We start from the raw sequence: 18,554 nt of genomic DNA, 5'->3' as shown, positions 1-18,554 counted from the left end.
GGACGGCGGGCACACCGCCAAGCGGGCATCGGCGTCCGTCGAAGAATGCGAGACGATAGTAGGAGGCCGCGCGGACGGCCCTGCGGTCAGGGGGCTGGTCCAGGTGCGCTGGCGACGTGGGCCGGGTGGGGCGGCGCAGTGCCCCCGAGTGGCTTCCCCCGCCGCGGGCTCGCCGACGGACAGTTGCGTGTCACGCCGGATCGCCGACCTCTACCACTCCGTCCGAGGTCGGCAGCGCCGCGGGTGTCCCGCTCCGAGATCTTGTTGGCGATGGGGCGAGGCGGTGCGCGACGGGTCGCGGACGGTCGGTGGAGTTCCGGGGAGGCAGTTGGCGACCGAGGCCATTGGACCGTCAACCGGATTGTCGTCAAGGTTGTCTGATGATCCGTCACCGCGATCCGCTCGCCCGGCCGTCGCGGGGCGGCACACACGCGGTGCGGTGTCGAACGACAGTGGATCGAGGCGAGACTCTTCGGGTGAAAAACCGGCGCAAGGCCGTCTGGCTGGCGGTTCGCTGGCTGCTGGGGGGAGCTCCGAACCCTACGTTAAAATCCGGCGCTCACGGCGGCGGCGCTCACGGAGTTCGTTCACACCTGCCGCAGACCGCAAAGCCAAGGGGAACAGTCATGCGCCTGACCCGCTGCGCTCTCGCCGCCGCAACGGTGGCGGCTTCCGCCTCAGCCATCGGCCTGCCGCTCTTCCTCACGCACTGGACATCCCAGAGTTCCGCTGCCACGCAGGTCCGCATGGTCGGCGCCCCCGGCACGTCGGAGGGCAAGGCCGGATCGCCCGGGCTGCCCGCCTCGAATCCGGGCCCGCAGGCATCATGGCCCCCCTGCTACAGCTACGGCGGCCCCTACTGCGGCTGGGTGCAAAGGTACTGGGGCGGCTGTGACCGGGAGTGGGGTCTGAGCTACGGAATCAAGAACCCCGACTTGATCTGTCCCCACGACCCCCGCCCGAGCGCCTCGGCCACAGCCAGTGCCTCGGCCACGCCCAGCGCCTCGGCGAAGCCCAGCGCCTCGGCGAAGCCCAGTCGTACGGCGAAGCCCGGCCACACGGCCATGTCGGCCTCCGTCGGAGGAAGCAGTTCCTCCTGACCGGTCCCGCTGCGAGGGCTCCGGCGACCAGCAGTCGCGGCCGTGCCCGCCCGCCGATGAGGGTCGGACCGCGGTTCTTCGTCCGACCGTCGGCCACGCGGGCCGCTGAACGGAGTGCACGGACGCGGCAACGTCCCGGGTGACCGCCCTCCGGAGGCGCTGCCGGTTCCTCTTCCGGCCCAGTGTCACGAGCCGGAACGACGTCGCAGCAGCCAGGCCGTGGCCAGCGTTCCCAGGGCCACCAGCAGACCGCTGGCCGCGATCCCGATGTGCTTCGCACTCAGAAGACCACTGTCCCAACCGGCAGCCGCGGTGCCGGGCGGAAGAGGGCGGACGGTACTCCCGGAGCCGGGAGCCCCCGGCTTCTGCTGGCCGTTCTGAGGGCTGCCCCCCGCCTGCGGCGACGGGGAGCTGGACGACCCGTCCCCGTCGGCAGCCGCACCATCGTGTGGGAAGTCGGGGTCGTCACGATCACGGTCGTCCCGGTCCTTGCCGTCCCGGCCGCGTTCGTCCTCGTCGTCGACGCAGTGGGTGACGGGGAAGGGGAAGGCTCGCTCGTGGCGGTCGAAGGCCTTCACCACGAAGAGTGGGTGGACCCGGAAGAAGTCACGAATCTCCAACTCGTACTGGTTTTCGGTCTGAGTGGGATAGTTCACGTTCAGATACGTGGAAATGGAGAAGTTCGTCCACGGTGCGTCCGGCGACGAGGATGAAGGCGAGACCCGTAGGAGGACGAGGGCCTCCGGCCCACGCCGGCCGTTACGCAGAATCGCCCTGAAGTCCTTGTCGATGAGCACGACGCTGCGGGGGCTGTAGCAGTTCCGAAAGGGATTGTGGCGATGGTGGCCCCCGCCCCCTTCCCCGCCCCCTTTCTGGAGCCACGAGGAGTCGGGCGCGCGTGCGGACGCCTGCGCGGCGATGCCTGCCAACGGAGGGGCGAGGGCGATGGCCGCACCCGCCAGCGACGTTGCGACCCAGGGACGAAGACTCATCCAATGACCTCCATGGGTAGCGGACGCGGGCGACCACCTGCCGGGTCACACATCCGAATCTCAGAAGAAGTTAAGAGGAGTCAACTCGTCACATCGTGAACATCCTCGGGGAGCCGTACCCGTTGTCACTCAGCCGCAGCAGTTTCGGGTCGGAGAAGTAGGTCGTGGGCGGCTTCGACCGGGTGACGGCGTCACGGTGCCGGACCGTGGCCGGGTCACGGCTCGCCCCCATCGGCGGTCTCCGGCCGCCTCCCGTTGTCGCCGGGCGCGGGCAGGCCGCCCGCGCGGTCCGGGGTTGCGGCCATTTGCGGATCGGATTAAAGTCGGATCAGCATTCGGGTGAAAGTCCTGCGAATCCTGAAAAACCTGGAATTTGTGTCCAGGTCGCCTCCCGTGCATTCAGCGACCGATGCGAAGGCCATCGATGCGGCGAGCATCCGGACGCTTCCACGCCCCGCCGCTGCCCTCTCGACGGTCGATGACGAGCCCCGCCCGGACCGGCAGCGGAAGGGTGAAAGCCATATGGTGCACCAATTCGGTGATTTCCAGAACGTCGTCTACGCGGAGGCCCTGAAAGGGATCGCCTCCCGCTATCCCTTCGATTACCCCTCCATCGAGGAGAAGGCCGCCAAGGCCCTCCCGGACTGGGTGTACCGCTACGTCTCCTCGGCCGCCGGGGACGGGCGCACGCAGCGCGCCAACGTCGAGGCGTACTCGCGATACGGCATCATCCCCCGGATGATGACCAGCCCACCCGAGCGCGACCTCTCCACGGTCCTGTTCGGCAAGAAGGTGGACGTGCCGATCTTCATGGCCCCCATCGGCATGATCGGCCTCTGTTCGCCCGACTTCCACGGCGACGTCGCCGCGGCCACCGCGGCCGGAGCGACCGGCGTTCCCTACTGCCTGTCGACCTTCTCGCAGACCCGCATGGAGGAAGTGGTCCCGCACGCCGGCGGCACCCCCGTCTTCTTCCAGCTCTACCTCCCCAACGACCGGGAGTTGGCGGCGAGTTTCATCCAACGGGCCGAGAGCAGCGGATACTCCGGAATTCTGCTCACCGTCGACTCCTGGACACTGGGCTTCCGGCCGAACGACCTCGTGATCGGCAACTTCCCGCAGTTCCGCGGTTTCTGCATGCAGAACTACTACACGGACGAGAACTTCCTGAAGCACCTCTCGAAGCCGCCGGAGGAGGACATCGCTCCCGCGCAGCGCCACTACGCGACGGTGTTCGCCAAGCCGTTGGACTGGGAGGACCTCGACTGGATCAGGACGCAGACCACGCTGCCCGTCGCGGTCAAGGGGATTCAGCACCCGGAGGACGCCCGCAAGGCCATCGACCACGGCGCGGACGTCATCTACGTCACCAACCACGGTGGCCGGCAGGTCAACTCCGGTGTCCCGACGCTCCAACTGCTCCCGGACGTCCTGAAGTCCGCGGGGACGACCCCGGTCGTCTTCGACTCCGGCGTCCGCTCCGCGACCGACGCCCTGATCGCGCTGGCTCTCGGTGCCACGGCCGTCGGCCTCGGGCGACCCTACGCCTACGCCCTCTCCTACGGCGGCGCGGAGAGCCTCACGCACTACCTCCGCGGTTTCCTCGCCGAGCTCGACCTCTGCATGGCGGTGGCCGGATTCAAGGACCTCGAGGAGCTCCGCGAAGCCGGGGTCGTGCGCGTCACCGGGTAGCGGGCCGAAGGCCGCCGATCGCCGATGGGCGCACAGGTTCAGAAGACGCTTCCGGCAGGACATCGTCCGACTCGACCCTTAGACGTGCGGAGAAAGCAGGGAATGATCCATGAAGGTCAGGTCAGTCGAGTACCGCACCCTGCGGACCGAGGTCGGTGAGAGCGTCATCCCGGCGAGCGGCAAGGCGAACAGGATGCCCCCGCTCGTGTTCGCGTCGGTCATCACCGAAGACGGCGTCGAGGGCAACTACATCAGCTACTGCATTCCGACGGGGACCATCGGGCACGGCGTCGAACTGGCCCGCGAAATCCTCGTCGGGCGGGACAGCTACGACGTCGGCGCGATCTCCCAGGAGATGATGCGGGTCCTGCCGCCGAACAGCCACCCGCAGGCGCTCGCCGCGGCGGACGTCTGTCTCTGGGACATCAACGCCAAGGCGGTGGACCTCCCGCTGTACAAGTACCTCGGCGCTTGCCGCGACAGGATCCGCGGGTACGCCAGCACCGTCCCGTACCCGACCGTCGACGGCTACCTGAAGGTGATCTCGGATGCCGTCGCCCAGGGTTACACCGCGGCCAAGGTGCACCCCTTCCGGGACGCGAAGCGCGACGTCGAACTGGTACGCGCCCTCCGCTCGGAGTTCCCCGACATCGACCTCATGATCGACCCGGTGTGCGCGTACAACCTCCCCGACGCCCTCGAAGTCGGTTACGCACTGGACGAGTTGGGCTACTTCTGGTACGAGAATCCGATCTCCGACTACGACCTCGACGGGTTGGCGCATCTCAGCAGCAAGCTCAGGACCCCGCTGGCGGTGGGCGAGCAGAACTACGTGGGTTTCCCGGCCCTGCGCGACTACTTGAAGTCGGGCATCGGCTTCTACGTCCGCAGCCTCGGCGAGTACGCCGGCGGTCTGTCGCACGTCCTGAAATCCGCCCACGCGGCCGAGGCGTTCGGCGTGAACTACGAGATCCACAGCTACGGTCCGCCGTTGAACCTCGCGATGTACGTGAACGTCGCGTTGTCGGTCCCGAACTGCGAGTTCGCGGAGATCATCGTCCCGGAAACCCTCTTGAGCATGGGCATGGCCGACGTGCCGAGGGTCGACGAGGACGGCTATCTGGAAGCCCCGAAGCACCCCGGACTGGGCTACCGCGTCGACCGCGACGCCATCGAGAACCTCACCCTGGAGGTTTTCTGACGAATCGCCGGACGTCTCAGGTCGCCGGACGTCTCAGGCGCTCCAACAAGGGCGGTGCTTCCTCGCATCGCGGGGTGGTGGTAGGTCGTCCCGGGCCGCCGGACGACTCCTGCCCCGGTGGTGGTGCGAGAGCCGAGTCGACCGCCGTGGCGGCTGTTGACCCCTCGGGTGGCCCCGGGCCTCCCCACGGGCACGGTCGGGCTGACAAGCTGTCCCGGTCGGGACGCCGCCGGGCGTCCCTCGACCGGGGGAGGTTCTGTCGTGGGTGCCAGTGGAACGCCGTCGCAGCACGGCCCCGCCTCGACGGCTCGGCACGCGCCTCCCCTCGACCCGGAGCTGCGCACCGCGCTGACAGCGGTGGGAGGGGACGCGCGGGAGCCGGTCACCCTGGAGGGCCTTGCGGCCAGGCAGCAGCGGGACGCCGCTGCTCGGCCCAGGCCGACGGTGCGCGAGCTCCAGGCCGGCGGCCGGTTCGCGGTGGAGGAACTGCGTGTGCCGGGGACCCAGGGGAGCAGGGAGGTCAGGCTCGTCAGCGCACGGCCCGCCGGGATCGCCGGGCCGCTGCCAGTCCTGTACTACATGCACGGCGGCGGAATGATCATGGGCAACGCCTGGTCCGTACTTCCGCGGCTGCTTCGCGAATGGGCCCTCCCGCTGCGGCTCGCCGTCATCTCCGTCGAGTACCGACTGGCGCCGCGGGCGCAGTATCCCGGACCGGTGGAGGACTGTCACGCCGGACTCGTCTGGGCGGCTGAGCACGCGGCCGGGCTGGGCCTCGACGCGGACCGCATCATCGTCGGGGGCAAGAGCGCCGGCGGGGGACTCGCCGCAGCACTCGCCCTGCTGAACCGTGACCGCGGCGGGCCGGTTCCGATCGGTCAACTGCTCCTGAGCCCGATGCTGGACGACCGCAACGACACCTTCTCCAGCCACCAGATGGCCGGCCGCGACACCTGGGACCGAACCTCCAACGCGACCGCCTGGCAGGCACTGCTGGGCGACCGGTACGGCGCTGCCGACCTGCCGCCCTACGCCGCCCCCGCCCGCGCCACGGACCTGTCCGAGCTCCCCCCGGCCTACGTCGAGGTCGGGTCGGCCGAGACCTTCAGGGACGAGGCCGTGGCCTACGCCAACGCGATCTGGCAGGCCGGTGGCGCGGCCGAACTGCACGTGTGGCCCGGCGCCTTCCACGGTTTCGACACACTCGCACCGCGGGCGGTCCTCAGCCAGGACGCCCGCGAGGCCCGTTCCCGCTGGCTCCGGCGGATCGTCGGACGATGAACCCGCTCCCGTGAGTCGGCGGGGGCCGGTGACGGCCGGCGCTCCGGGGGCGGCCCGGCACCTGGACACACGAACGGCCCACCCCGGCAGGGGCGGGCCCGTCGCCCGGGGACCCGTTCAGCCCTCTCCGGCCGGGGCACCAGGGCCGGCACCGCTGCCGTCCCTGACCGCGCCCGGCGCCCCGCATCCCGTGCGGTGGGGCCGGTCCGGGTGTAGCGTCGATCACAGCAGTCGTGGTTCCGAAGTCGTTCGCCCGCGGTGGTAGCCGCGGGCGTTTTCGCTGTCCAGCACATGCCCTCTCCGGACCTTGGCGATCACCTCCGCGCGGGCCCGCAACAGTGCCGGCCCGGCAACTGCCCCGAACAGGAGACAGGCAATGGCTACCGGAACCGTGAAGTGGTTCAACGCCGAGAAGGGCTTCGGCTTCATCGAGCAGGACGGCGGCGGCGCCGACGTGTTCGCCCACTACTCGAACATCGACGCGCAGGGCTTCCGCGAACTGCAGGAAGGCCAGAAGGTCCAGTTCGACGTCGTGCAGGGCCAGAAGGGCCCGCAGGCGGAGCACATCCGCCCCGCCTGACGCCGTACCCGCGAACGGCCCGTCCCGGCTGGGGACGGGCCGTTCCCGCTGGGGGAGACAGCCCGATGCCGACCCGCCGGGTAGCGCCGCCCCGCCGGCTCAGGTGGTGGGCGCGGTGCTGAGCATCCAGTGGCTGAACGCGGCGTACCGCTGGGCGAACTCGGCTGCTCCGGTGGCGTGTTCGACGGCGGCGGCGTGCTCGCGGACCTGGTCGAACCGCGCGGTGCGGGCGTCTTCGTACCGGGCGAGCGCCCGGGCCGTGTCGGGCCCGGCCGCCAGGCTGGCGCGCAGCACACCTGCGTCCTCGATGCCGAGGGTGCCACCTGCGGAGATGTGTGGGGACAGGCCGTGCGCGGCGTCCCCGACCAGCGCGACCCGCCCGCTCGTCCAGCGTGACAGGGGAGGGACGAGCATGATCGCGTTCTCCAGGATCGCCTCCTCGGGGGTTGTGGCGATCATCTCCAGCAGGTCGTCGTGCCAGCCCGCCTCGGCCAGGTGCCGGGCGCGCCGCAGCGCCCGGTCCCGCTTGGTGCCGGTGAGCGGACCGGCGTCGAACTGGTTGACCATCCACATGGTCCGCCCCTGCGCGACTCGCGCGTACCCACCGCGGGTGCGCTCCCGCCCGATCGTGAGCACCGTGCCCTCCGGGCGCTCGTCCCCCGCGGGCACGACGGCGCGCCAGGCGTAGTGCCCGGCGTGCGCCGTGGCGGCACTGCCGGGCACGAGCTCTGCGCGCACGCGGGAGTGCACGCCGTCCGCACCGATCAGCAGGTCCGCGTGCAGCTCCGCACCGCCGGCGAGGTGGACGACAACCTCCGACTCGCGCTCGGTGTACCCGGTCACCCGGGCGTCGAGGAGGATCCGGTCGCGGCCGACGGTGTCGGCCAGCAGGCTGTTCAGACCGGGCCGCGGCACGAGCAGGAACTGGTGGTCGGACTCGTGGTGGCCGGGGGTGCGCAGCGGGCGGCCGGCGGCGTCGAAGAACCAGGCGTCGATCTCCCCACCCATGCCGCGAACGTCCGCGCCGACGCCGATCCGGTCGAACTCGCGCAGCGCGTTGGGCCACAGGCCGATCCCCGCTCCCGCGGCACGCACCCGCGGCGCCTGCTCCAGCACCGTGACCTCGTGTCCGATCAGCTGGAGGGACGCCGCGGTGGTGAGCCCGACCAGACCCCCTCCGGCGATCACTGTACGCATCGTTGCCTCCTCGCGTTCCCGGGCGCCGGCCGGCGCCTGACACCCAGTCAACGCGGGGAGTTCGATAACCTCAAATGCATAGTTGTGATGCTTAGCATTACCCTCATGCATCTGGATCTGAACCTCCTGACCGCGTTGGACGCCCTGCTGGACGAGCGCAGCGTCAGCGCCGCCGCCGACCGGTTGCACCTCTCCCAGCCCGCCATGAGCCGCACCCTCAGCCGGATCAGGCGGGCGACCGGGGACCAGATCCTGGTCCGCACCGGCCGGTCCATGCTGCCCACGCCCTACGCCGAGCAGATCCGTGACGAGGTCCACCAACTCGTCACCCGGGCCCAGGCCGTCCTCAGCCCGACGGCCGAGGTGGATCCCGCCGCGCTGGAGCGGACCTTCACCCTCCAGTGCAACGACGTCATCGCCGACGCCCTGCTCCCACGCCTCGCCGCCGAGCTCACCGACTCGGCGCCCGGGGTCCGCCTGCGCTTCCTCGGGGAGGCGGACACCACCGTCGACGAACTGCGCCGGGGACACGTCGACCTCCAGGTCACCGACGCGGCCCCCCGGCACGCCGACACCCGCTCGACGACCGTGCTCACCGACACCCTGGCCGTCGTCGGCCACCACGACCTACCGCACGACCCCTCCACCTGGGAGGGATTCGCCTCGCTTCCCCATGTCGTGATCTCCCGCCGGGGGCGCGTCCACGACCGCGTCGACGACCTGCTCGACGCCCAGCACCTCCGCAGGCGCGTCGCGTTCACCGTGCCGACCCTGGCCCTGGCCCTGCGGACGGTGGCCGCCCACCACCTGATCACCGTCGTCCCCAGGCTGCTCACCGGCCACGCACTCCCAGCACCGCTGCGCGGCTACCCCCTGCCCGGACCGGCCCCGGCCGTCCCCGCCGTCCTGGCCTGGCACGCCCGCCACGACCGCGACAGCGCCCACCGCTGGCTCCGCACCCTGATCACCGACACCCTCGCCGCCGTCACGCGGGCTCCGGGCGCCGCCGGCACGGCTCCGGTTCCGGAACCGATGGGTTGAAGGCCGGCGGACCTGGACCGCGGTCGAGCGGTCACGGCTTGGGCTCCTGCCCTCCTGGCTCCGGGGATCGAGGACCCGCCGGAGGCGCCGGAGGGTTGGATCGCGGAGCGGGCCGGGCTTCCCGGTGTCGTTCGGTGCCTGGTTCCCGCGCCGGCAGGCCCCGGAGGAGCGCGTCGAGGAACAGCTCGAAGCGCGGGGCGTGGCGGCCGAGGTCGAGGGCGTTCTCCTGGAACTGCTCCTCGCCGGGTACTTCGGCAAGGACGACCGGCCCGACCTGTGGGAGCGCCATCGGCGGCTGCGCTCCGGCGGTTGACCCGGGCCGCGCCGGTGCGCGGCCCTACCGTTCCGCTCTGGGCGTGCCGGACTCCTGGGCGTGCCGGATCGCGTCCAGGACGATGTGGGCGATGTGGCCGTCGGTGAGGGTGTACTCGATCTCGCGGGCCTGGCGATGGGCGGTGACGATCCGGAAGGCCCGCAGCACTCGCAGGTGCTGGGAGACCAGGGGCTGGCTCACGCCGAGGGCGGTGACGAGTTGGTGCACGCGCTTGCCGCCGTCGGCCAGCTCGCGCACGATGCCCAACCGGACCGGGGCGGCCAGCGCGCGCAGCAGCTCGCTGGCGGCCTGTAGGTCCGGTCTGGCCTCGTCGTCCGGAGGAGTCGTTGTCATATGCGGAAATTAGCATATGACAACGACTTTCACTTGTCCGTGCTCGGACGCTCGCGGAGAGCGATCGGTCAGTGGTCGTCCCAGTGGCCCTCGTGGGCGGCGTGGCGGTGGCCGTCGTGGATGAAGTCGGTGTGGTCCCCGTGCGGCACGGCGACGTGACCGCAGTCCGGGCCGTGCTCGTGCTGGTGGCCTTCGTGGGTCACGTGTCCGGTGCTGGCGCACTCGTCGACGTGGTCCCCGTGGGCGCGGTGGAGGTGGTTGTCGTGGGCGTAGTCGACGTGGTCCCCGTGCGGTACGGCCACGTGGCCGCAGCCCTCGCCGTGGGTGTGGGCGTGGTCGGGGTGCGGCCGGTGCTCGACGGTGGCGGACATGCGCGTGCCTCCTTGTTCGGTGCCTGACAAGAATGGACATTAGCATATGGCGATCTGTGCATGTGTGAAGTGCGGGACGTGGCGGTCGGCGTGGGGGTGCTCCGATCGGGTCGGGTTTCCAGGGCGGCGCGCAACTCGATGCCGTCCTGCTCTGGTTTTGAAAATCGTTTCCGATTAGCGTGGGCCGTAGTGGGCCCCTCCTGCCGGGGCCGCAGGTTCCCGAGGAGTACTCCACACCATGCGTGCTGCCGTGCCCCGTAAGGCTCGCGGGCATCCCGCCCGACTCGTGCCGACCGCGACGCCGGAACGGGGAGGAACGTGAACGACACCGACGTCTCCGTGCCGGCCCCGTCCCTCGGCCGCACGGCGGAGCGAACCGGCGCGGCCGGCCGCACGCCGTCCGGTGAGTTCGCGTCGATCGGGCGGCCGACTCCCCAGCGCACCGTCGTACTGGAGGCGCTGATGGGCAGTGAGGGCTTCGTCAGCGCCCAGATCCTGCACGCCGGTCTGCTGACCGGGGGGTCACGGGTGGGGCTGAGCACCGTCTACCGCACGCTCACCGCGCTCGCCGACGCCGGCCGGGCCGACGTCGTCCGGGACGTCAACGGCGAACGGCTGTTCCGCTACCGTCCGGGCGCCGACCACCGGCACTACCTGATCTGCCGGGTGTGCGGGCTGAGCGTGGCCGTGGACTCCGGCCCGGTCGAGACCTGGGCGGACCAGGTGGCCGAGGAGTCAGGGTTCGCGGACGTGCGGCACACCGTGGAGCTGGCCGGTGTCTGCACGACTTGCCTCGCCGCCGCCGATGACGGCCGACCCGCCCACTGATCCCGGGGCACCCGGACCACCACTCCGGCCACCGGTGGCGCCGGCGCGACCGGAACGGTCCGTGGGGAGCCGGCCGGCTCCCCACGGACCGTCAGGCCGAGGCTCCGGCCGGAAGCGGTGCCCGGCTCCTGCGGTACACCTGGCGCACCCAGCGCACGGCATGGGCGAGGAGGTAGCTGCCGAAGGCGAGCGCGGTAACGAAGAAGCCGATCGGCCAGTTGGTCTGGTAGGCCGCGGCGATCGAGGACCAGACGGTCAGCAGCGCGATCACGACCGAGAGGGCCATCGTGCGCAGCGGCTCGTCGGTGAGGCAGCGCGCGGCGGCCGCGGGGCCGACCATCAGGCTGAACATCAGCAGCGCGCCGACCACGGGCACGGCCGTGGTGGTGGCCAGCGCGACGACCACCAGGAAGGCCATCTCGACGCGGTGGCCACGGATGCCGCGGGCGGCCGCGATCTCGGGCACCACCGAGGTGAGCAGCAGCGGCCGGTAGAGCAGGGCGATCGCGCCCAGGCAGCCGGCGCCGAGCACGGCGGTGAGCCCGATCTCGTTGCCGCTGACCCCGAGCACCTCGCCGAAGAGCAGCGAGTAGATCTCGGGGGCGTACTCGGTGCTCCAGCTGAGGAACAGCGATCCCATGCCGAGCAGCATCGCCAGCGCCAGGGCGGTCACCACGTCGTGGCGGCCCCGCCGACCGAGCAGGCCGATGCCGAGTGAGGCACCCAGTGCGAACACGCCGAGGCCGACAACCGTGTTGAGGCCGAGCAGACTCGCTCCGGCCGCTCCGGCGAAGGCGGCCTCGGGTACGGCGTGCGAGACGAACGCCGAGCCGCGCAGCACGACGAAGAACCCGACCACCGGGGCGACGACGGCGACGACGGTCGCCACGATCCAGGCGTTGACCATGTAGTCCGCGAACATCCCAGCCTCACCTCACCGTTGCCAGGGAACGTGCCGTGAGCGCCGATCCGCCACGGTGGCGGGCGCGTGCCGCCCGGATCCGGCTGCCGAGGTCGGCGAGCAGGTAGAGCGTGAAGACCACGGCCACCACGAAGAAGCTCACCGGCCAGCCCTTGCCGGTCGGCGGCCAGCGGTAGCTGTCGTAGGCCAGGACGACTCCGATCCAGGTCGACAGCACCCCGATGGCGCCGGCCAGTGCCATCGCCCGGGCCGGCCGGCGGGTCAGCCGCAGTGCCGTCGCCGCGGGCCCGATCAGCAGCGCGGTGCTGAGGATGGTGCCCACCGCCACCGAGGAGAGTGCCGCCGACAGCGCCAGCAGCAGGAGGAAGGCCAGACCCAGGGCGCGCACCGGGATGCCGCGGGCGGCGGCCAGCTCCGAGCTGACCGAGCTGAGCAGCAGCGGGCGGTACAGCAGGGCGACGACCGCCAGGCAGACGGCGCCGAGCAGGACCATGGCCGGCACGGTGATGCCGCTGAGCGCGAACAGGGAGCCGAACAGGATGGTGATGGTCACCCCCGTCGTGCTGTTGACGATCGTCTCGAAGTAGATGAGCAGCGCCGAGAGGCCGAGCGCGGTGCTCAGCACCAGGCCGGTCGCCACGTCGCGACCGCGCTGCCGTTGCGCGCCGACCAGTTCCATCGCCCCCGCGACGACGAAGCCGCTGGTGAGGAAGCCCCAGAGCGGGGTGAGGCCGACCAGGAAGGCGGCCGAGCCGCCCAGCGTGCCCAGGGCACTCAGCGCGTGCCCGGCGAACGACTGCCCGCGCAGGACGGTGATCACCCCCACCGCGCCGGAGACCACCGCGACCACCGCCCCGGCGAGGAGTGCCGTGCGCACCGGGTCGCTGTCGAAGAAGCCCGGGGCGAAGACGGCGTCGAGGACTCCTGCCACCACACCTCACCGCCCCTCGGTCGAAGCCTCGGCGACCGGGCGCCCCGGCTGCCGTGGCGCCGGGTCGAGCGAGACGCTGGAACCCGAGACCACCAGGACGCGCCCGTCGACCCGCAGGACGTTCACCGGGTGCCCGTACAGCTTGCTCAGCACCTCGGTCCGCACCACCTCGTCGGTCGTCCCGACCGCCGTGCGCCCTCCGGCCACGTACACGACCCGGTCCAGCACGGGGAGCAGCGGGTTCATGTCGTGCGCGGAGAGCAGCACGGCGATCCGCTGCTCCTTCGCGATGCGGGCGAGCAGGTCCACGATCTCCTGCCCGCTGCGGATGTCGAGGTTGGCCAACGGCTCGTCCATGAGCAGCAGCCGCGGGCGGCTGATCAGCGCGTGAGCGATCAACACCCGCTGCTGCTCGCCGCCGGAGAGGTTGCCCACCCGGGAGTCGGCGAACGCCGAGGCGTCCACGGCGTCGAGCATCTCCTCGACGTGTTGCCGGCGTTGCCGGGACGGTGTGCGCACCCCCACCCGCTCGCCGTCCAGGCCCAGCCCGACCAGGTCGCGGGCGCGCAGCGGGGCGTCGGGATCGATCAGCACCTTCTGCGGGACGTAGCCGACCGAACGGTTGCGCCGGCCCAGTGGCCGGCCGTCGACCAGGATCCGGCCCTCGGTGGGGGCCAGCATCCCCATCACGACCCGCAGGATCGTCGTCTTGCCGGCGCCGTTGGATCCGATCAGGCCGGTGAACTCGCCCGGACCGAGGGAGAATTCCACCTCGTCGAGGATCCGCCGGCCGCCCCGCCACACGCTGACGCCCGCCAGCGAGAGGACGTCACCGTGTCGTGTCCCGTCGCCGGTCATCACAGGGTCGGCGCCGAAGTGCCGTTGGCGAGGGCGTTCTTGAGTGCGGAGACCTCGGCGCTCATCCAGGACTGGTAGGTGTAGCCGGGCGTCGGCATGGTCTCGTAGACGCCGATGACCGGGATGCCGTTCTGCTTGGCCAGGGTCAGCAGCGACTGGGTCAGCGAGTCGGTGACCTGCTGGTTGTAGACGAACGCCTTCACCTTGTGCTGGGTGAACAGGCCCTGCTCGGCCGCGACGTCCTGCGGCGAGGGGTCGGTGCCGTTCATCACGTCGGCCTGGAACGCCCAGGGCGTCAGGTTGTTGATGCCGGCGGCGTCGAGCAGGTAGTCGGCCACCGGCTCGGTGGTCGCCACCGCGGCGCCGGGGAAGGCGGCCTTGAGCTGGGCGATGGCCTCGGTCCAGGGCTGCAGGGAGGCGTCGAACCTGGTGGCGTTCGCCTCGAAGTAGTCCTTGTGCGCGGGGTCGATGGTGGAGAGGTCGTCGGCGATGGCCTTCGCCACCGCGGGCATGGTGGCCGGCTGGTACCACAGGTGCGGGTTCGGGGTGGAGTCGGGCAGGCCGAGCAGCTTCTGGACGTCGATCACCTGGCGGCCGGAACTGCCCGACGCCTGCTCGATCTTGGCCATGAAGTCGTCGTAGCCGACCCCGTTCTGGACGATGAGCCGGGCGGAGCTCACGGTGTGCGCGACCTTGGGGTCCGCCTCGAAGGTGTGCGGGTCCGTGTTCGGGTTGCTCATGATCCCGGTCGCCGTGACGTACTGTCCGCCGATCTGGCTGATCACGTCGGAGTACTCGTTCTCCGCGCCCACCGCCTGGATCGTCGCGCCGGACGACCCGGTGCCGCTCGCGCCGTGTGCGGAGGAGGAGCAGGCGGTGGCGGCGGCCGCGGTCAGCACGGTGACGGCGGCGAGCAGTGCGGGCCGGGTGCGGCGCGGACCGGCTGAACGGGCTTTGGTGGGAACGGACATGACGAGTACTCCTTGCGACGGCCTGCCAGGTCCGCACGGCGGACTCCGGCTCTCGGTGACGCCATCACGTTAGATGGTAATGATTTTCATATCTATGCAACATGGAAATCATTGCCAACTTGTGATCTGTGGCCAGCCGCGCCCGGGCCGGGCGTGCGGCACCGCGGGGTCGACGGCCGGGAGCGGCGGGCACGCGACCCGTGGGCGGTGGCCGGCGGGCGTCAGGGTGTCGGCAGGTCCGCGGGGCCGAGGGCGTCGGCGAAGGGGTCGTCCGAGAGCGTCCAGCGCTCCGCGCCGAGGGAGAGTTCGGTGTCGGTGAGCAGGCAGTCGTTCAGGAGCCGGTGCAGCGCGGGGACGTCGAGGTCGATGCCGGTGAAGGTCAACTCGCAGCGGCGCTCACCGTAGTAGGGGTCCCAGAGCAGCGCGGCGAAGGTGCGGCGCTGGGCCGAGGCGGCCTGCCAGGCCGGGTCGTCGTGGTCCGGGAGCCAGTTGCCAGTGGTCTGGATGGCCAGGTGCTCGCCGGCGGACTCCCAACGGTGGATGGTGCCGGGGCGATTGGCCAGCCACAGGTGGCCGTGGCCGCGGAGGGCGCCCGCACAGATCTGCTCCAGCGCGTCGTGGAGGCGTCGCGCGTGCAGCGGTCGGCGGGAGGTCCAGCGGGTGGAGCGGACCCCGTACTCGGGCGCGGGCGGACGGGTGGGCGGGGGCAGCGGCCCGTGCCGCTCCCGGGCGCGGTCGGCGTCGAAGAGGTGCGCGCCGGTCAGGGGCGCGGGGTCGGAGGTGCGGAGTGACCCGGTCAGTGGGTCGTGGCAGAGGTGGGTCGTGGCGGCGGCGGGGGCGAGGTGGCGGATCAGTGTCGCGGCGCGTGCGGAGGCGGTGGGGTCCGGGTCGTTCGTGCTCGCGGTCACCACCAGGTCGGCGCTCTCCAGGTGCCGGGCGGCGGTCTCGGCCAGGGTGCGCCGGTCGTGGGGGCCGAGGGCGAGTCCGTGCCGCGCGAGCCGGTCGCCGCTGTTGAGGTCGTCCTCGGTCCGGGAGAGGTCGACGGCGACGGCGACCGTGTCGATCCGCAGGTGGTCGGCGAGCGCCTGCCCGCGTGCCTGGCCGTGCAGCAGGCCGAGGGCGACCAGGTCGGCTTCCATCCCGGGCGGGAGCGTGAGCAGCAGGTGCCGGTGGCGGCCGGCACGAGCCAGCCGCAACAGGAGCGGCAGCAGGGCCGCCGGCAGGAGGCGGGAGGAGGACGGGCGGGAATCGGGCCCCCGGTCGCCGTCCACCGGTACCGATCCGCCGTCCAGTGGCCCGGAGCGCTCCAGTAGCCGCCAGGCGAGCTCCCGGCCGTCGGGGTGGGCCCGCAGGGCGAGCGCCGCCACCCCGGGGGTCTCGATGCGCGCCAGGTCGGCGACGCAGTCGCGGACTCCGGCGGCGAGGCCGCCGAGCACGGTGACGGGCAGTGGCGGCGGCTCGCCCTGCGGGGGCATCTCGCTCCTCTCGGGTGGCCGGCGGAGTCGACCTGGGGTCAGCTGGCCGTGCTGGGCTTCGAGCCGGTGAGTCCGTAGCGGCGCTGGAAGCGCTCGACGCGGCCGGCGGTGTCCAGGACGCGGGCGGTGCCGGTGTAGAAGGGATGGCTGGCGGAGGAGATCTCGACGTCGACGACGGGGTAGGTGTTGCCGTCCTCCCACTCGATGGTGCGGGTGCTGGTGGCGGTGGAGCGGGTGAGGAAGGCGAGGCCGCCGGCGTTGTCGCGGAAGACGACGGGGCGGTACTCGGGGTGGATGCCGGGCTTCATGGCGGTCTCCCAGAGGTGGGGGTGGGCGGGGTCAGCGTTCTTCGCGGAAGAGCACGTGCTTGCGGGCGACCGGGTCGTACTTGCGCAGGACGAGGCGGTCGGGGTCGTTGCGGCGGTTCTTGCGGGTGACGTAGGTGTAGCCGGTCCCTTCGGTGGACCGGAGCTTGATGATCGGGCGCAGTTCGTTGCGGGCCATGGGTGTCCTTCCGGGCGGGGCGCGGCGGCTGCCGCACCACACTAGCGTAATGGTTTTCGTTTTCATCTGGTGTAGTGTCGGTTCAACGTCGGCGGCAGTCGTGGCATTCCCCGCCCGGCCTCCCGCCCTGCCCCCAGTCGACACGGAGACGCCATGTCCGCCCACTGCCAACTCACCGGCCGCAAGCCCGGGTTCGGCAACGCCATCTCGCACTCGCACCGCCGCACCCGCCGCCGCTTCGATCCGAACATCCAGACCAAGCGCTACTGGCTGCCCAGCGAGGGCCGCTTCGTGCGCCTGACGCTCAGCGCCAAGGGCATCAAGACGGTCGACAAGCTCGGCATCGAGCGGGCCGTCGCCCGGGTGCGCGCCCGGGGGGAGAAGGTCTGATGGCCAAGCGCAGCAAGATCGCCAAGAACGAGCAGCGCCGCGTGATCGTCGCCCGGTACGCCGAGCGGCGGGCCGAACTCAAGCGGCTGATCGCGAACCCGGCCACCACGCCCGAGGACCGCGCCGCCGCGCAGGCCGAGCTGCGACGCCAGCCGCGCGACGCCAGTGCCACCCGGGTGCGCAACCGCGACGCCGTCGACGGCCGCCCGCGCGGGTACGTGCGCGCCTTCGGCCTCTCCCGGATCGGCCTGCGACAGCAGGCCCACGCCGGGTTCCTCCCGGGTGTCCGCAAGGCCAGCTGGTAGCACCGGCACCGAACTCGATCGGAAAGGAAGACCAAGGGGTGTCCCCATCCAGCCTGCTGCCCGTGGTGGTGGTCGGCGGCCTGCACGAGGCCGCCCGCCGCCAGGCCGTCCTGGAACTGCTCGAAGCCCACCGGGACGCGGTGGTCCTGCACCACGACCTCGCCCGGGCCGGCGAGGGCCGGGTCCGTCGGGAGGCCCGGGACGCCTCGGGGCCGCTGCACGACGTCCGGGTGCCGCTCACCAACGACTGTCCGTGCTGCGCCCTGCGCGAGGACCTGCTGCCCGAACTGCGGCGGATCGCCGAGGCCGGCCGCCATCGCCTCGCCGTGGTGGAGCTGTGGGGCGGCAGCGACCCGCACCCGCTGGTCGAGGTGATCGCGGGCGGTGAGACCGGCGACCGGTGCATGCACGAGGTGGTGGACGTGGTCGGCGTGGTCACCGCCGTGGACGCGCTGCGGGTCGTCCCCGAACTCTCGGTCTCCGACCAGCTCTCCGAGCACCGGCTGCACACCTGCGCCGACGACGAGCGCACCCTCGCCGAGGCGCTGGCCCACCAGATCGAGTACGCCGGGGTGTTGGCCGTCGCCGCCGCGCGGGAGGCCGCCGGGAGCGCCGAGTTGCACGCCGGTCTCGCCATGTTGCGCCAACTCCACCCGACGGTGCGGGCGGTGAAGCTCGGGACGGGCGCGCTGGGCGCCGCCGCGCTCGCCGGGTTCGACGTGGCCGCCGCCCGGGACCGGGTCAACCCGGCGCTCGCCCTGCTGCCGCAGCAGGCCGACGAGGCGGGCGTGGCCACCCTGGTCTGGGAGCGCCGTCGGCCGCTGCACCCCGAGCGGCTGTACGAGGCGCTGGAGGAGCTGGTCCCGGCCGCCCAGCGCAGCCGGGGGCGGTTCTGGCTGGCCAACCGGCCGGACCTGATGCTGGCCTGGGACGCGGCGGGGGCCAACCTGGCGGTCGAGGAGTGCGGCCCGTGGCTCGCCGCGCTGCCGGACGCCGTCTGGGAGCTCTACCCGCCCGCCCGGCGGGCCGCCGCCGCGCTCGACTGGGACCGCCGGCACGGCGACCGGGTGCAGCAGCTGAGCTTCACCGCGGAGGGGCTGGACGCGGACGGGATCACCGAACTGCTCGACTCCTGCCTGCTCACCGACGTCGAGCTCGCGGCCGGGGAGCCGGGGTGGAAGGCGCTGCCGGACGCCTTCGAGGACCTGCTCGACCCGGTCGGCTCCTGAGCCCGAGCCGCTGGGCCCG

At 71.7% G+C, this 18,554-nt stretch carries 23 protein-coding genes; 10 read left to right on the top strand and 13 right to left on the bottom strand.

Translation table 11 applies throughout. From position 1 onward, the window contains the following. Nucleotides 1-913: 913 nt before the first annotated feature. From ACIGXM_RS22795 to ACIGXM_RS22785, 3 genes are all read right to left on the bottom strand, one after another. The gene (locus tag ACIGXM_RS22795; protein ID WP_396563666.1) at nucleotides 914-1,066 is read right to left on the bottom strand and encodes a hypothetical protein; all 153 of its coding nucleotides are present in this window, start codon (nucleotides 1,064-1,066) and stop codon (nucleotides 914-916) included. A 219-nt stretch (nucleotides 1,067-1,285) separates the two neighbouring features. Beyond that, complete coding sequence (locus ACIGXM_RS22790) at nucleotides 1,286-1,897, bottom strand: hypothetical protein (protein ID WP_396563664.1); 612 nt, start codon at nucleotides 1,895-1,897, stop codon at nucleotides 1,286-1,288. Nucleotides 1,898-2,180: 283 nt separating this feature from the next. Then, nucleotides 2,181-2,324: a hypothetical protein gene (locus ACIGXM_RS22785; RefSeq protein ID WP_396563662.1), complete on the bottom strand. Its 144-nt coding sequence runs from the start codon at nucleotides 2,322-2,324 to the stop codon at nucleotides 2,181-2,183. 290 nt (nucleotides 2,325-2,614) lie between these two features. On the opposite strand from ACIGXM_RS22785, the gene ACIGXM_RS22780 reads away from it, so the two are divergent. The 4 genes from ACIGXM_RS22780 to ACIGXM_RS22765 all read left to right on the top strand — a co-directional run bounded on the left by ACIGXM_RS22780 (nucleotide 2,615) and on the right by ACIGXM_RS22765 (nucleotide 6,846). Then, on the top strand, nucleotides 2,615-3,784 hold the full coding sequence (locus ACIGXM_RS22780; RefSeq protein ID WP_396563661.1) for an alpha-hydroxy-acid oxidizing protein: 1,170 nt from the start codon (nucleotides 2,615-2,617) through the stop codon (nucleotides 3,782-3,784). 109 nt (nucleotides 3,785-3,893) lie between these two features. Beyond that, nucleotides 3,894-4,985, top strand: a complete 1,092-nt coding sequence (locus tag ACIGXM_RS22775; RefSeq protein WP_396563659.1) for a mandelate racemase/muconate lactonizing enzyme family protein — start codon at nucleotides 3,894-3,896, stop codon at nucleotides 4,983-4,985. A 261-nt stretch (nucleotides 4,986-5,246) separates the two neighbouring features. After that, entirely contained in the window at nucleotides 5,247-6,266 is a 1,020-nt protein-coding gene (locus ACIGXM_RS22770; RefSeq protein WP_396563657.1) for an alpha/beta hydrolase, read from the top strand. 376 nt (nucleotides 6,267-6,642) lie between these two features. Further along, a complete protein-coding gene (locus tag ACIGXM_RS22765; protein WP_396563655.1) occupies nucleotides 6,643-6,846 on the top strand; it encodes a cold-shock protein in 204 nt (67 codons plus the stop codon). 99 nt (nucleotides 6,847-6,945) lie between these two features. Here ACIGXM_RS22765 and ACIGXM_RS22760 read toward each other — a convergent pair whose 3' ends face one another. Then, nucleotides 6,946-8,043 carry an FAD-dependent monooxygenase gene (locus ACIGXM_RS22760; RefSeq protein WP_396563653.1) on the bottom strand — a complete coding sequence of 366 codons (1,098 nt, stop codon included), beginning with the start codon at nucleotides 8,041-8,043 and terminating at the stop codon, nucleotides 6,946-6,948. Nucleotides 8,044-8,148: 105 nt separating this feature from the next. On the opposite strand from ACIGXM_RS22760, the gene ACIGXM_RS22755 reads away from it, so the two are divergent. Together ACIGXM_RS22755 and ACIGXM_RS22750 are read left to right on the top strand one after the other, a co-directional pair. Beyond that, nucleotides 8,149-9,084 carry a LysR family transcriptional regulator gene (locus ACIGXM_RS22755; protein ID WP_396563651.1) on the top strand — a complete coding sequence of 312 codons (936 nt, stop codon included), beginning with the start codon at nucleotides 8,149-8,151 and terminating at the stop codon, nucleotides 9,082-9,084. 124 nt (nucleotides 9,085-9,208) lie between these two features. Continuing rightward, nucleotides 9,209-9,397 carry a hypothetical protein gene (locus ACIGXM_RS22750; RefSeq protein ID WP_396563649.1) on the top strand — a complete coding sequence of 63 codons (189 nt, stop codon included), beginning with the start codon at nucleotides 9,209-9,211 and terminating at the stop codon, nucleotides 9,395-9,397. A 24-nt stretch (nucleotides 9,398-9,421) separates the two neighbouring features. Here the strand turns inward: ACIGXM_RS22750 and ACIGXM_RS22745 are convergent, their stop codons facing one another. Continuing rightward, complete coding sequence (locus tag ACIGXM_RS22745) at nucleotides 9,422-9,751, bottom strand: ArsR/SmtB family transcription factor (RefSeq protein WP_396563647.1); 330 nt, start codon at nucleotides 9,749-9,751, stop codon at nucleotides 9,422-9,424. 68 nt (nucleotides 9,752-9,819) lie between these two features. Further along, on the bottom strand, nucleotides 9,820-10,122 hold the full coding sequence (locus ACIGXM_RS22740) for a hypothetical protein (protein WP_396563645.1): 303 nt from the start codon (nucleotides 10,120-10,122) through the stop codon (nucleotides 9,820-9,822). A 318-nt stretch (nucleotides 10,123-10,440) separates the two neighbouring features. Here ACIGXM_RS22740 and ACIGXM_RS22735 point away from each other — a divergent pair, with 318 nt between their 5' ends. Next, complete coding sequence (locus ACIGXM_RS22735; protein WP_396563643.1) at nucleotides 10,441-10,950, top strand: Fur family transcriptional regulator; 510 nt, start codon at nucleotides 10,441-10,443, stop codon at nucleotides 10,948-10,950. Between the two features lie 91 nt (nucleotides 10,951-11,041). Here the strand turns inward: ACIGXM_RS22735 and ACIGXM_RS22730 are convergent, their stop codons facing one another. From ACIGXM_RS22730 to rpmG, 7 genes are all read right to left on the bottom strand, one after another. Next, nucleotides 11,042-11,872 carry a metal ABC transporter permease gene (locus tag ACIGXM_RS22730; protein ID WP_396563641.1) on the bottom strand — a complete coding sequence of 277 codons (831 nt, stop codon included), beginning with the start codon at nucleotides 11,870-11,872 and terminating at the stop codon, nucleotides 11,042-11,044. Between the two features lie 7 nt (nucleotides 11,873-11,879). Then, nucleotides 11,880-12,803, bottom strand: a complete 924-nt coding sequence (locus ACIGXM_RS22725) for a metal ABC transporter permease (RefSeq protein WP_396563639.1) — start codon at nucleotides 12,801-12,803, stop codon at nucleotides 11,880-11,882. A gap of 6 nt (nucleotides 12,804-12,809) precedes the next feature. Beyond that, nucleotides 12,810-13,661, bottom strand: coding sequence for a metal ABC transporter ATP-binding protein (locus ACIGXM_RS22720; protein ID WP_396563637.1), 852 nt, complete (start codon nucleotides 13,659-13,661; stop codon nucleotides 12,810-12,812). Next, nucleotides 13,661-14,632 carry a metal ABC transporter solute-binding protein, Zn/Mn family gene (locus ACIGXM_RS22715; protein ID WP_396563635.1) on the bottom strand — a complete coding sequence of 324 codons (972 nt, stop codon included), beginning with the start codon at nucleotides 14,630-14,632 and terminating at the stop codon, nucleotides 13,661-13,663. Before ACIGXM_RS22715 ends, ACIGXM_RS22720 begins: the two co-directional genes overlap by 1 nt. 221 nt (nucleotides 14,633-14,853) lie before the next feature. Further along, nucleotides 14,854-16,107, bottom strand: a complete 1,254-nt coding sequence (locus ACIGXM_RS22710) for a GTP-binding protein (protein ID WP_396563633.1) — start codon at nucleotides 16,105-16,107, stop codon at nucleotides 14,854-14,856. 38 nt (nucleotides 16,108-16,145) lie between these two features. Beyond that, entirely contained in the window at nucleotides 16,146-16,415 is a 270-nt protein-coding gene (locus ACIGXM_RS22705) for a type B 50S ribosomal protein L31 (RefSeq protein ID WP_396563631.1), read from the bottom strand. Nucleotides 16,416-16,446: 31 nt separating this feature from the next. Then, on the bottom strand, nucleotides 16,447-16,611 hold the full coding sequence (gene rpmG / locus ACIGXM_RS22700) for a 50S ribosomal protein L33 (protein WP_184944103.1): 165 nt from the start codon (nucleotides 16,609-16,611) through the stop codon (nucleotides 16,447-16,449). 153 nt (nucleotides 16,612-16,764) lie between these two features. Here rpmG and rpmB point away from each other — a divergent pair, with 153 nt between their 5' ends. Genes rpmB through ACIGXM_RS22685 form a run of 3 tightly spaced genes read left to right on the top strand, consistent with a single transcriptional unit; the run spans nucleotide 16,765 to nucleotide 18,535 of the window. Next, nucleotides 16,765-17,001, top strand: coding sequence for a 50S ribosomal protein L28 (gene rpmB / locus ACIGXM_RS22695; protein WP_396563629.1), 237 nt, complete (start codon nucleotides 16,765-16,767; stop codon nucleotides 16,999-17,001). Next, on the top strand, nucleotides 17,001-17,306 hold the full coding sequence (gene rpsN / locus ACIGXM_RS22690; protein WP_396563627.1) for a 30S ribosomal protein S14: 306 nt from the start codon (nucleotides 17,001-17,003) through the stop codon (nucleotides 17,304-17,306). Before rpmB ends, rpsN begins: the two co-directional genes overlap by 1 nt. Nucleotides 17,307-17,344: 38 nt before the next feature. Then, nucleotides 17,345-18,535, top strand: a complete 1,191-nt coding sequence (locus ACIGXM_RS22685) for a CobW family GTP-binding protein (protein WP_396563625.1) — start codon at nucleotides 17,345-17,347, stop codon at nucleotides 18,533-18,535. The last annotated feature ends 19 nt before the right edge of the window (nucleotides 18,536-18,554 follow it).

Source organism: Kitasatospora sp. NPDC052896, assembly GCF_044547075.1.
Taxonomy (GTDB): domain Bacteria; phylum Actinomycetota; class Actinomycetes; order Streptomycetales; family Streptomycetaceae; genus Kitasatospora.
Note: the sequence above shows the minus strand (reverse complement) of the source record. Positions and strands in the feature narration are given on the sequence as shown.